This is a genomic window from Pseudomonas sp. RSB 5.4 (assembly GCF_037126175.1).
GTDB lineage: Bacteria > Pseudomonadota > Gammaproteobacteria > Pseudomonadales > Pseudomonadaceae > Aquipseudomonas > Aquipseudomonas fluorescens_H.
The window spans coordinates 3,152,705-3,163,812 of record NZ_CP146986.1 but is presented as its reverse complement, the minus strand read 5'-3'; the positions used below and the strand labels follow the sequence as shown (position 1 = coordinate 3,163,812).

Below are 11,108 nucleotides of genomic sequence, written 5' to 3'. Positions count from 1 at the left end.
CCGCCCGTGACTTCAATCTTCTGGTACGACTACGAAACCACCGGCATCAATCCGCGCAACGACCGCCCGCTGCAGGTCGCCGGGATTCGCACCGACCACGACCTCAATGAAATCGACGAACCGGTCAACCTCTACTGCCAGCCCAGCGAAGACATCCTGCCGCACCCGGCGGCCTGCGCGATCACCGGCATTACCCCGGGGCAACTCGCCGAGCACGGCCTGAGCGAAGCCGATTTCATGACCCGTGTGCATGCGCAACTGGCGGCGCCCGGCACTTGCGGCGCGGGTTACAACACCTTGCGTTTCGACGACGAGATGACCCGCTACAGCCTGTACCGCAATTTCTTCGACCCGTATGCCCGTGAATGGCAGGGCGGCAACAGTCGCTGGGACCTGATCGATGTGGTGCGTGCCGCGTATGCGTTGCGCCCCGATGGCCTGGTCTGGCCGACCGATGACGAAGGCAAGGTCACCCTCAAGCTCGAACGTCTTACGGCCGCCAACCATATCGACCACGGGCATGCGCACGAAGCGCTGTCGGACGTGCGCGCCACCATCGCGCTGGCGCGGTTGATCCGCGAGAAACAGCCGAAGTTGTATGACTGGCTGTTTCAACTGCGCAGCAAGCAGAAGGTCATGGATCAGATTCGTCTATTGCAGCCGCTGGTGCATATCTCCGGACGCTTTTCGGCGGCGCGGCACTATGTCGGTGTGGTGCTGCCATTGGCCTGGCATCCGCGCAATCGCAATGCGCTGATCGTCTGTGACCTGCACCTTGATCCGCAAGGCTTGCTGGATCTGGACGCCGAAACCCTGCGCCAGCGCCTGTACACTCGCCGCGACGACCTCGCCGAAGGTGAACTGCCGGTGCCGCTGAAACTGATTCACATCAATCGCTGCCCGGTGGTGGCGCCGTTGTCGGTATTGCGCGCCGACGATCAGCAGCGCCTGGGCCTGGACATGGCGCTGTATCAGGCACGTGCGCTGCGGCTAAGTGACGCACAACAAGTTTGGAAAGATAAAGTCGCGGCGATTTACGCCAGCGAAGACTTCACGCCGAGCGAAGATCCGGAACAGCAGTTGTACGATGGATTTATCGGTGATCGTGACCGGCGTCTATGTGAGCAAGTGAGGACGGCGGATCCGGCACAATTAGCGCAAGAACACTGGCCGTTCGATGATGAACGTCTGCCGGAATTACTCTTTCGATATCGCGCACGCAACTTTCCCGATACGTTGAATTCCGAGGAGCAAGAACGCTGGAGAATATTCTGTCAGCAGCGTTTGTCCGAGCCGCAAATGGGCGCGCCTAATACCCTGCAATCTTTTGCCGAGGCCGCGCAGCAATGGGCGCTTAGTGCTACGCCGATACAGAATCAAGTGCTCAATGAGTGGCAGAATTATGTCGAGGCATTGCGCAAACGTTTGAATCTTTGAAATCGAACATAGTGTGCCCATGAAATGCCGGGCATAAAAAAACGCCAGCGTATGCTGGCGTTTTTCATGGGTCGCAGAATCAGTCTGCGGCAGGCGTTGCGGCTTAGCCCAGCAGGGTAGCCCAGCCTTCAACCACGTCACCGCCCCACTTGGCTTTCCACTCTTTCAGAGTCTTGTGGTTGCCACCTTTGGTTTCGATGACTTCGCCGTTGTGCGGGTTTTTGTATTGTTTAACTTTGCGCGCGCGCTTGGTGCCGGTAGTTTTTACTGCGGCGCCACGGGTGCCTTTGGTTTTCGATTCCGGATCCAGCAGGGCGATGATGTCGCGCAGGGACTTGGAGTATTCGCCCATCAGGGTGCGCAGTTTGCCTTCGAATTCCAGCTCGGCTTGCAATTTGTCGTCTTGCGACAGGTTCTTCAAACGGGCTTGCAGCTCTTTGATTGCTTCTTCGGTGGCGCGATATTCGTTGATCAAGGACATGGTAACTACCTTATGCGGATGTGTTGAATGGCAGGGGACAGTGCCGCAATAATAGTCAGGCTGTTTCATCAAGTAAACATTTAACCGGATTTTTTATTTGAATTAGTTGCAAGGAATAACCGGTAAATTGAATGGTCATTTAAATAATGTGATGCAGTCATCACGAATATTCACAATTATCTGGCCGAACAGCTTCACTGCAGGACTATCGTTTCGCCGCGCGTGGCGTCAGGCGTCGCTAATCGGGCCTGCCTGCGGACATGTGGTCATCAATACTGCAGTTTCCGCGCACAGTCGCTAGAATGGCCGCCTTTGCGAAGTTCTGGAGTTTTTCCCCCATGCGCACCTTTCGGTTGGTGATTTCCTGCCCTGACCGCGTTGGCATCGTTGCCAAAGTCAGTAACTTTCTGGCATCCCACAACGGTTGGATCACCGAAGCGAGCCACCACTCGGATAATCAGAACGGCTGGTTCTTCATGCGTCACGAGATCCGTGCCGATTCGCTGCCGTTCGGTATTGAAGTACTGCGCGAGAAGTTTGCGCCGATCGCCGAAGAGTTCTCGATGGACTGGCGCATTACCGATACCGAACAGAAGAAACGCGTAGTGCTGATGGCCAGCCGCGAATCCCACTGTCTGGCAGACTTGCTGCACCGCTGGCACAGCGACGAGCTCGATTGCGAAATCTCCTGCGTGATTTCCAACCACAATGACCTGCGCAGCATGGTCGAGTGGCATGGCATTCCTTATTACCATGTCCCGGTCAATCCGCAGGACAAGGAGCCGGCCTTCGCCGAAGTCTCGCGTCTGGTCAAGCAGCACGACGCCGAAGTGGTGGTGCTGGCGCGCTACATGCAGATCCTGCCGCCGGCCCTGTGCCGCGAATACGCACACAAGGTGATCAACATTCACCACAGCTTCCTGCCGTCGTTCGTCGGTGCCAAGCCGTACCATCAGGCGTCGCTGCGCGGCGTGAAGCTGATCGGCGCGACCTGCCACTACGTGACCGAAGAGCTGGATGCCGGCCCGATCATCGAGCAGGACGTGGTACGCGTCAGCCACAGCGACAGCATCGAAGACATGGTGCGTTTCGGCCGTGACGTCGAGAAGATGGTGTTGGCCCGTGGTCTGCGCTATCACCTCGAAGACCGCGTGCTGGTGCACGGCAACAAGACCGTGGTGTTCTGATCGGTCTGAAAGTCTGCGGTTGAAAAATCAAGGGTCTGGGCGTTCAATCGTCCAGGCCCTTTTTCATTTCATCCCTGAGGAACTGCCCATGAGCGATCCACTGGACAAAGCCACTTCCAAAGCGCCGGCCACCGTGGGTGAGGGGTGTTTGAGCAGGTATGATCCCGAAGACATGACGCCGGAGGACGGGACAGAGTTTCCCGGGGCTGCCGAATTATGGGAGCAAATGAAAGAACAGCTGGACGAACCTAAGAAGCCTGTCTGACCTTCATCAATTTCTTGAGCAACGGTCGTCCCAGCATCAGCACAAACACCGGGCCACCCACCAGCAGATAGAAATAGAACGTCACTGCCCGCCAGATCAGGATTGCCGCCGCCGCTGTGGATTTGCCGACCATGGGCGCCAGCAGCGCCGCCGAGGTCAATTCCGCCGCGCCTGCGCCCCCCGGCAACAGCGTGAACTGGCCCGCACCCAGCGACAGCATCTGCACCAGAAAGCTCCAGGCCCACTGCAAGTCCGCACCCAGCCCGCGCAGCGCCAGATACAGCACGCTGTAACGCAGCAGCCAATGCACGCACGTCAACGCAAACACTTTGCTCAAGGTCTGCCACGGCAATTTCAGGGTATCGGTGAACGCTGCAAGAAAGTGCAAGAGCTTGCGCGCCCAGCGTCGGCGGGTGCTGTGCTCGACGTTCATGCGGGCCAACAGGCGCCCGCTCAGGCGAATCAGTGCGCGATGATAGCGCGCCAACAGTGCACAACCGATCAGGCCGCCGAATAACGACACGGCACTGACCATCAGCAGCCATTCCATACGGTCGCTCAGGTGCTGGAACAGCGCGTAGATCAGAATTGCGCTCAAGGCGCAGAGAAAGAACAGCAGATCGCTCAACTGATCCATCGCAAACACCGCGCTGCCCCGCGCCGGGCGCACGCCGCAACGGGCCAGCAGGGCCATGATGGTCAGCGGACCGCCGCTGCCACCGGGGGTGGCGCAATAGGCAAACTCGGCGGCCATCACCACCCCGAGACTCTTCAGCGGTGAGACGCGATCTCGTTGATCGCCCAGTAACAGCCGCAAGCGCAGGGTGTTGATACCCCAGCAGAGCAGGATCATGCCGAACAGCACCAGCAGCCATGGCAGCGGAAAGCTTTGCAGGCGTGACCAGATTTCATTGCCACCGAGCAGCAGCGGAATCAGCAGCGCCGCGAGCAGGCCGATCAACAACAGAATGCCGCGGCTCATGCGGCGTGCCCGAGTTGCCCGCGCTGTTGCGCCAGCCAGTCAATCTTGGTCATCGGCATGCGTCCTTCGGCGAGCAGGCGTTTGAGGGTTTGCAGCCAGTAGTTTCGCGAGTAACGGTAGCGTATATCCACCGGGTGCAGGCCGAGGCGAATCACCGGGGCCTGACGCCAGCGCTGCTCGCGTTGGTCGCTGAGGACTTTCGACAGGCCACGGCGCCAGGCACTGCGGGCGCTCCACACCAGACCGGGAGCATCGATCGAGGTGAAATCCGGCAGGCAATAAAGATGCTGCGGATCGCTGGTGTAGTGCAACGGCAACTCGCGCAAGGCCTGGCGCGTACCCTCGCTCATCAGCCAGGCCGGGGCGACGAAACCGTGTAACGGCCAGTCGTAGCGCTGGAACAACTCGATACCGGCACGCAGTCGCGCAAGCGCGGCTTCGCGGGACAGGTGATAGAACTCGCCTTCGTGGGTGTAGATCCGGCGCATGAACCAGTCGCGGGGCGTGGTCGGCGCCGGCTCGCGGTCGTCATGGTAAAAACCGTGCAAGGCCAGTTCATCGCCACGGGCCACCCGCTCGCCGAGCCTGCGACAGAACGCCGGATGCGCTTCAAGAGCATCGCGCCCATGGAAATTCGGTACCACCAACCAGGTCATCGGCACGCCGCCCAGCGCATCGACGGCTTCGACGAATGGCTGATAATCCGCCCACGTCGACGGTGCTACGTCGTGCAGCACCAGCAACACGGCGCGGCGGTTCAGGGGATCAGCCATTGGCCACCCGAGGCCAGGAATGGCCGAGGACCGCGTGATAATGACCGAGCAGGCTGTCGACCACACTGTCCCAGGAATAATGCCTTTCGACGTGTTGCCGCGCCTGCTGGCCGAGTTTCACGCAGCCGCGACTGAACAATTCGCGCACGGCATTGGCCATGGCTTGTGGGTTGTTCGGTGCGCACAGCAAGCCGCAGTTCTGGTTGATGATTTCCTCGAACGCCCCGGCCGCCACTGCGACCACCGGAATCCCGCAGGCCATGGCTTCGAGGATCACCAGACCGAAGGTTTCCTGATCGCCGGCATGCAGCAGGGCGTCGGCGCTGGCCATTAATCGCGCCACGGTGGCGGCCGGGCAGAACCCGTCGATCACGCTGACATTGTCCGGGACCACGGCGGGCATCGATGAGCCGACCAGCAACAGGTGATAGCGCGGGCCGAGGCGTCGCATGCATTTGAGCAGCACCGGCAGGTTCTTCTCTTTGGAGCCGCGCCCGGCAAAGATCAGCAGACGGGTGTCTTCGGCAATCCCCAGTTCGGCGCGCAGACCGTTGTCGCGGGCGTCGGGGTGAAAGGTTTGCAGATCCACCCCCAGTGGCTGCACAAAGACATTGCGCACCCCCAGCCCGGTGAGTTTGTCGGCCATGACCTGGCTCGGCGCCAGCACCCGGTCGAAATTGCCGTAGAGTTTGGTGACATACGCCTCGACATTCGGCGTGACCCAATGGCCCATGCGGTTGCTGACCAATAGCGGCAGATCCGAGTGATAAAAGCCGATCACCGGCACATCCAGTTGGCGTCGTGCATCCAGCGCTGCCCAGGCAGTCAGGTACGGGTCGCCGACTTCGATCAGGTCGGGCTGCAAATCCTGCAGGACATTGCGCCACGGCGCCAGACGCAGCGGGAAGCGATAGCCTTTGCCAAACGGCAGTGCAGGCGCGGGCACCGTGTAGACGCCATCGTGTTCACTAAAGTGTGCGCCGGGGATCAGCAGGCTGTGGCGAATGCCCGGTTTGACGCCCAGCCGACGATGCTTGGCGTCCAGATAGGTGCGTACGCCGCCGCTGGCCGGGGCGTAGAACATGGTGATGTCGGCGATGTGCACAATGACGAACCCTCCGCTGTGTTGCTCTCCCTTGGTTGACCTTTATCCAGAATAGATGTTCGGTCGGGATTGCGCGGGGGGAGTGTCAGGGAGGGGGGTGGTGTTTGACAGGACGCCTTCGCGAGCAAGCCCGCTCCCACAGGGATCTGCAAACGACACAGATCCAATGTGGGAGAACAGGGTGTTGTAGGCGATATGCGCGGGGGGAGTATCAGGGAGGGGTTGTGGTGTTTGACAAGATGCTTTCGCGAGCAGGCTCGCTCCCACAGGGATCTGCAAACGACACAGATCCAATGTGGGAGAACAGGGTGTTGTAGGTGATATGCGCGGGGGGAGTGTCAGGGAGGGGGTGTGGTGTTTGACAGGACGCCTTCGCGAGCAAGCTCGCTCCCACGGGGATCTGCAAACGACACAGATCCAATGTGGGAGAACAGGGTGTTGTAGGTGATATGCGCGGGGGGGGGGGGAGTGTCTGCGAGGGGTTGTGGTGTTTGACAGGATGCCTTCGCGAGCAGGCTCGCTCCCACAGTGGTTTTTGGTGGAACTCACAATGTGTGAACACCGAAGATCCAATGTGGGAGCGGGCTTGCTCGCGAAGAGGCCAGTGGCAGCGCCTTAAATTCTGAAGCTACCGACCAACTGCTTCAGCCGCGAAGCCTGCTGTTCCAGATCCGAGCACGCGCGCAACGTCGCCTGCAGGTTCTCGACGCCTTCCTGGTTCAGCGTGTTGATCTCGGTGATGTCGACGTTGATCGACTCGACCACCGCGGTCTGCTCCTCGGTCGCGGTCGCTACCGACTGGTTCATCCCGTCGATTTCGCCGATGCGCTGGGTCACGCTGTTGAGGCGTTCGCCGGCGAGGTTGGCGATTTCCACGCTGTCCTGGCTGTGGCGCTGACTGTCGCTCATGGTGCTCACCGATTCACGGGCGCCGACCTGCAGCTCCTCGATCATGGTCTGCACCTGCTGCGCCGATTCCTGGGTGCGGTGCGCCAGGTTGCGCACTTCGTCGGCGACCACGGCAAAGCCGCGTCCGGCCTCACCGGCCCGCGCCGCTTCGATCGCCGCGTTAAGCGCCAGCAGGTTGGTCTGCTGGGAGATGCTGGTGATCACTTCCAGAATCTGCCCGATGTTCACGGTTTTGCTGTTCAGCGACTCGATGTTGCTGCTGGAGGCGCTGAGCATGCTCGACAGTTGATTCATCGCCTTGATGCTGCGATCCACCACTTGCTGGCCGTCTTCGGCGAGGCCGCGGGCGTCACTGGCCTGGTTCGAAGCTTGCGCGGCGTTGCGGGCGATTTCCTGGGCGGCGGCGCCCAACTGATTGATCGCGGCGGCGACGCTGCTGGTGCGCGAGGCTTGCTGATCGGAGTTGTACATCGACGAGTTGGACGCCGCGACCACGCGCAACGCGACCTCGTTGACTTGCCCGGTGGCCGAAGACACTTCGCGGATCGAGCCGTGAATACGCTCGACGAAACGGTTGAATGCGGTACCCAACACACCGAATTCATCGTTATTGACGATGGTCAGGCGCTTGGTCAGGTCGCCTTCACCGTCAGCGATGTCTTCCATGGCGCGGGTCATGACGTGCAGTGGCTGGATCAGCAGGCGAATCAGCATGCCCAGCAGCGCGATGATGATGACCACCGCAATCACCGTGGCAATCACCGCCGAGGTGCGGAACTCACTGAGCATCGCGAAGGCTTTGTCCTTGTCCACCGACAAACCGATGTACCAGTTGACCGAAGGCAGGCCTTTGATCGGGGTGAAGCTGACGATGCGGGTCTTGCCATCGACGGTGATTTCACTGAAGTCGCTGCTGATGCGCGGGGTGTCCTGCGGATAGGCTTCTTTCAGCGACTTCATCACCAGCGCCTTGTCCGGGTGCACCAGGATCTTGCCGTCGGCGCTGACCAGGAACGCGTAGCCCATGCCGGAGAAGTCCCGGGCGGTGAGGGTGTCGACCAGGGTTTGCAGGCTCAGGTCACCGCCCACCACGCCAACGCTCTGGCCGGCCTTTTTCGAGGCGGTGGCGATGGAGATGATCAACTGCCCGGTGGCGGCGTCGATGTACGGCTCGGTCAGGGTCGACGCGCTGCTGCTCTCGGCCCCTTTGTACCAAGGGCGCACCCGTGGATCGAAGCCGTCCGGCATCTTCACGTCCGGGCGGATGGTGAAGTGACCGGTGGCATCGCCGAGGTAAGTGGCCATGAACGTCGAGGTCAGGGATTTCTGTTCCAGCAGGCTGGCGACGTTGGCGGGTTCCGGATTGATGGCGATGTTCTGGGCGGCGTTCTCGACCAGCAGAATGCGCCCGTTGAGCCAGGTCTGGATGTTATCGGCAGTGACTTCGCCCATCTCGTTGAGATAGTTGTTCAGGTCAGCGCGGATCGCGTTGCGTTGCAGCCAGTCGTTGTACAGCGTGAACGAGGCGAAAGCGGCGATGACGATGAGGCCGGCGGCAAGCAAAATTTTATGGCTGAAGCGCAGATTTTTGTTCATGGCTTGGGGTTCCGCTAAGGTCTTAATGTCCTGGGCGTGCTTTTATAAAGGCGCGCAATATGGGCAAGGGTGAAACAAACTGATATTTCCGACTCTCCTTAGGGAAATGTCCGACCGACTTTTCAGTCAGGTTCTCGCCTTTATCTATCGGCCATACCGGATTAAAGATTAACCATAGGTGACAAAATGCCTGACACATCGCAACTCGTTATCGGCGCCGATCTGGCGGGGCAACCGATTGCTCAGGCCATGCGCCTGGCGAACCGCCACGGGCTGATCGCCGGTGCGACCGGGACTGGCAAGACCGTGACTTTGCAGCGTCTTGCCGAAGCATTCAGTGATGCCGGCGTCGCGGTGTTCGCCGCTGACATCAAGGGCGACCTGTGCGGGCTGGGTGCTGCCGGCAATCCGCAGGGCAAGGTCGCCGAGCGCATCGCCGGCATGCCTTGGCTCGATTACAAGCCGCAGGCCTATCCGGTGACGTTGTGGGACATTCACGGCGAATCCGGTCATCCGTTGCGCACTACGTTGAGTGAAATGGGCCCGTTGCTGATCGGCAGCCTGCTGGAGCTGACCGACAGCCAGCAGGCCGCGCTGTACGCGGCCTTTAAAGTAGCGGACCGCGAAGGCCTGTTGCTGCTGGACCTGAAAGACCTCAAGGCGCTGCTCAATCACCTCAAGGACAATCCGCAGCTGCTCGGCGAAGACGCCGCGCTGATGACCACCGGTTCCAGTCAGGCGCTGTTGCGTCGGCTGGCGACCCTGGAGCAGCAGGGCGCTGAAGCCTTGTTCGGCGAACCGGCGCTGCAACTGGAAGACATTCTGCAACCGGCCGCCGATGGCCGTGGGCGCATTCATTTGCTCGATGCCAGCCGCCTGGTCCACGAAGCGCCGAAGGTCTACGCGACCTTTCTGCTGTGGCTGCTGGCCGAGTTGTTCGAGCAGTTGCCGGAGCGCGGCGATGCCGACAAACCGCTGCTGGCGTTGTTCTTCGATGAGGCGCACCTGTTGTTCGGCGATACGCCCAAGGCGTTGCAGGACCGGCTTGAGCAAGTGGTGCGATTGATCCGCTCCAAGGGCGTCGGGGTGTATTTCGTTACTCAGTCGCCGAGTGATTTGCCGGACAGCGTGCTGGCGCAACTCGGTCTGCGGATCCAGCACGGCTTGCGCGCGTTCACCGCCAAGGAACAGAAATCCCTGCGTGCGGTGGCGGATGGTTTTCGGCCAAATCCGGCGTTTGACACCTTGTCGGTGCTGACGGAGCTCGGCATCGGCGAAGCGTTGGTCGGTTCGCTTGCCGAGAAGGGAACACCGGAAATGGTCCAGCGGGTGTTGGTGGCACCGCCGCAATCGCGGATCGGGCCGTTGAGCGAAACCGAGCGCACGATGCTGATTGCCGGCTCGCCGTTCAAGGGCCGTTATGACAAGCCGATTGATCGTGAGTCGGCGTACGAAATCCTGATGGGCCGCAAGGATCTGGCGCCGCCGGCAGAAACACCGGCCGGCAAGCCGGCAGCCGAGGAACCGAGCCTGGCCGATCGTGCCGGGGAGTTTCTGGGGACGGCGGCGGGGCAAGCGCTGAAGTCGGCGATGCGCCAGGCGGCCAATAATCTGGGTAAACAACTGGTGCGCGGCTTGATGGGCTCGTTGCTCGGTGGCAGCAAACGGCGTTGAGCCAAACTGTGGGAGCGGGCTTGCTCGCGAAAGCGGGCTGCCAGTTAACAATAATGTTGACTGAAAGGACGCCTTCGCGAGCAAGCCCGCTCCCACATTGGATAAGTGGCAGTTTTCTGGATTGAGATCAGGATTTGTCTTTGGCGTGTGCCGCCAGGCGCTCAAGTGCCGCACGCAGAGCGGGATCGCTGATCCCGTCCGCCGTTGACTGAATCGTCTGCGCGGCATCCGTCGACAGATCCATCGAGTGTCCGCTTGCCCGGCGCTGGACCAGCGGCGGTTGCACGCGGAACTGGATGCGCGTCAGGTTGGCGAATTCTTCGAACAGTTGCAGTTGGCGTTGCAGGCGTTTTTGCTGGTAGCGCAGGCGCGTCGCCCAGTGTCCGTCAGTCACCACCAGCGTCAATTGGCCTTCGCGCCACTTGGCCACGTGGCAATGTTCGCGGGCGGCAGGTTGCAGCTGGCTTTCGAGCAGGCGCTGCAGATGCCCCAGGCGTTGGGCATGGCCGAGCAGAGCCTTGAGGGGTTTGGCTTCGCGAAGCAGAGCGGCGGGTGCCCTGGCTGTAAGGGGGCGAAATGCCATGTTCGAACACCTGAGGTAACAGAAGCGCCATGGTAGCAGAAAGCAACGGAACCACTCGCCCATTGCTTTTGTCCCTGCTTTACCCATTAAATCAACGACTAACTTCGTCCCTTGAT

The 11,108-nt window shown here is 60.6% G+C and carries 10 protein-coding genes; 4 read left to right on the top strand and 6 right to left on the bottom strand.

Features of this window, described 5'->3' with window-relative positions; all coding sequences use genetic code 11:
- The first annotated feature begins 6 nt into the window (after window positions 1-6).
- On the top strand, window positions 7-1,437 hold the full coding sequence (sbcB, locus tag V9L13_RS14290; protein ID WP_103521043.1) for an exodeoxyribonuclease I: 1,431 nt from the start codon (window positions 7-9) through the stop codon (window positions 1,435-1,437).
- Between the two features lie 103 nt (window positions 1,438-1,540).
- On the opposite strand, the gene mvaT is transcribed toward sbcB, so the two are convergent.
- The gene (mvaT, locus tag V9L13_RS14285) at window positions 1,541-1,918 is read right to left on the bottom strand and encodes a histone-like nucleoid-structuring protein MvaT (protein WP_003227581.1); all 378 of its coding nucleotides are present in this window, start codon (window positions 1,916-1,918) and stop codon (window positions 1,541-1,543) included.
- A 338-nt stretch (window positions 1,919-2,256) separates the two neighbouring features.
- Between mvaT and purU the strand changes: the two genes are divergently transcribed.
- Window positions 2,257-3,105, top strand: a complete 849-nt coding sequence (gene purU, locus V9L13_RS14280) for a formyltetrahydrofolate deformylase (RefSeq protein ID WP_003227580.1) — start codon at window positions 2,257-2,259, stop codon at window positions 3,103-3,105.
- Window positions 3,106-3,193: 88 nt separating this feature from the next.
- Window positions 3,194-3,370 (top strand): hypothetical protein, encoded by a 177-nt coding sequence (locus V9L13_RS14275; RefSeq protein WP_177434683.1) that lies wholly within the window; start codon window positions 3,194-3,196, stop codon window positions 3,368-3,370.
- Here the strand turns inward: V9L13_RS14275 and V9L13_RS14270 are convergent.
- From V9L13_RS14270 to V9L13_RS14255, 4 genes are all read right to left on the bottom strand, one after another.
- Window positions 3,354-4,352 carry a lysylphosphatidylglycerol synthase transmembrane domain-containing protein gene (locus V9L13_RS14270; protein ID WP_103486328.1) on the bottom strand — a complete coding sequence of 333 codons (999 nt, stop codon included), beginning with the start codon at window positions 4,350-4,352 and terminating at the stop codon, window positions 3,354-3,356. The two genes, V9L13_RS14275 and V9L13_RS14270, sit on opposite strands and share 17 nt — an antisense overlap.
- Window positions 4,349-5,125 (bottom strand): DUF2334 domain-containing protein, encoded by a 777-nt coding sequence (locus tag V9L13_RS14265; RefSeq protein WP_338799848.1) that lies wholly within the window; start codon window positions 5,123-5,125, stop codon window positions 4,349-4,351. The genes V9L13_RS14270 and V9L13_RS14265 overlap by 4 nt, the downstream gene beginning before the upstream one ends.
- A complete protein-coding gene (locus tag V9L13_RS14260; protein ID WP_338802870.1) occupies window positions 5,118-6,209 on the bottom strand; it encodes a glycosyltransferase family 1 protein in 1,092 nt (363 codons plus the stop codon). The genes V9L13_RS14265 and V9L13_RS14260 overlap by 8 nt, the downstream gene beginning before the upstream one ends.
- 636 nt (window positions 6,210-6,845) lie before the next feature.
- Window positions 6,846-8,735, bottom strand: coding sequence for a methyl-accepting chemotaxis protein (locus tag V9L13_RS14255; RefSeq protein WP_338799847.1), 1,890 nt, complete (start codon window positions 8,733-8,735; stop codon window positions 6,846-6,848).
- 186 nt (window positions 8,736-8,921) lie between these two features.
- Here V9L13_RS14255 and V9L13_RS14250 point away from each other — a divergent pair, with 186 nt between their 5' ends.
- Window positions 8,922-10,409, top strand: a complete 1,488-nt coding sequence (locus tag V9L13_RS14250; RefSeq protein ID WP_338799846.1) for a helicase HerA-like domain-containing protein — start codon at window positions 8,922-8,924, stop codon at window positions 10,407-10,409.
- Window positions 10,410-10,536: 127 nt separating this feature from the next.
- Here V9L13_RS14250 and V9L13_RS14245 read toward each other — a convergent pair whose 3' ends face one another.
- On the bottom strand, window positions 10,537-10,992 hold the full coding sequence (locus tag V9L13_RS14245) for a DciA family protein (RefSeq protein WP_201136739.1): 456 nt from the start codon (window positions 10,990-10,992) through the stop codon (window positions 10,537-10,539).
- Window positions 10,993-11,108 lie beyond the last annotated feature (116 nt).

Excerpts from the sequence above, each read along its gene's own strand:
- mvaT (WP_003227581.1), bottom strand. The coding sequence starts at position 1,918 with ATGTCCTTGATCAACGAATATCGCGCCACCGAAGAAGCAATCAAAGAG.
- purU (WP_003227580.1), top strand. The coding sequence starts at position 2,257 with ATGCGCACCTTTCGGTTGGTGATTTCCTGCCCTGACCGCGTTGGCATC.
- V9L13_RS14275 (WP_177434683.1), top strand. The coding sequence starts at position 3,194 with ATGAGCGATCCACTGGACAAAGCCACTTCCAAAGCGCCGGCCACCGTG.
- V9L13_RS14270 (WP_103486328.1), bottom strand. The coding sequence starts at position 4,352 with ATGAGCCGCGGCATTCTGTTGTTGATCGGCCTGCTCGCGGCGCTGCTG.
- V9L13_RS14265 (WP_338799848.1), bottom strand. The coding sequence starts at position 5,125 with ATGGCTGATCCCCTGAACCGCCGCGCCGTGTTGCTGGTGCTGCACGAC.
- V9L13_RS14260 (WP_338802870.1), bottom strand. The coding sequence starts at position 6,209 with ATGTTCTACGCCCCGGCCAGCGGCGGCGTACGCACCTATCTGGACGCC.
- V9L13_RS14255 (WP_338799847.1), bottom strand. The coding sequence starts at position 8,735 with ATGAACAAAAATCTGCGCTTCAGCCATAAAATTTTGCTTGCCGCCGGC.
- V9L13_RS14250 (WP_338799846.1), top strand. The coding sequence starts at position 8,922 with ATGCCTGACACATCGCAACTCGTTATCGGCGCCGATCTGGCGGGGCAA.
- V9L13_RS14245 (WP_201136739.1), bottom strand. The coding sequence starts at position 10,992 with ATGGCATTTCGCCCCCTTACAGCCAGGGCACCCGCCGCTCTGCTTCGC.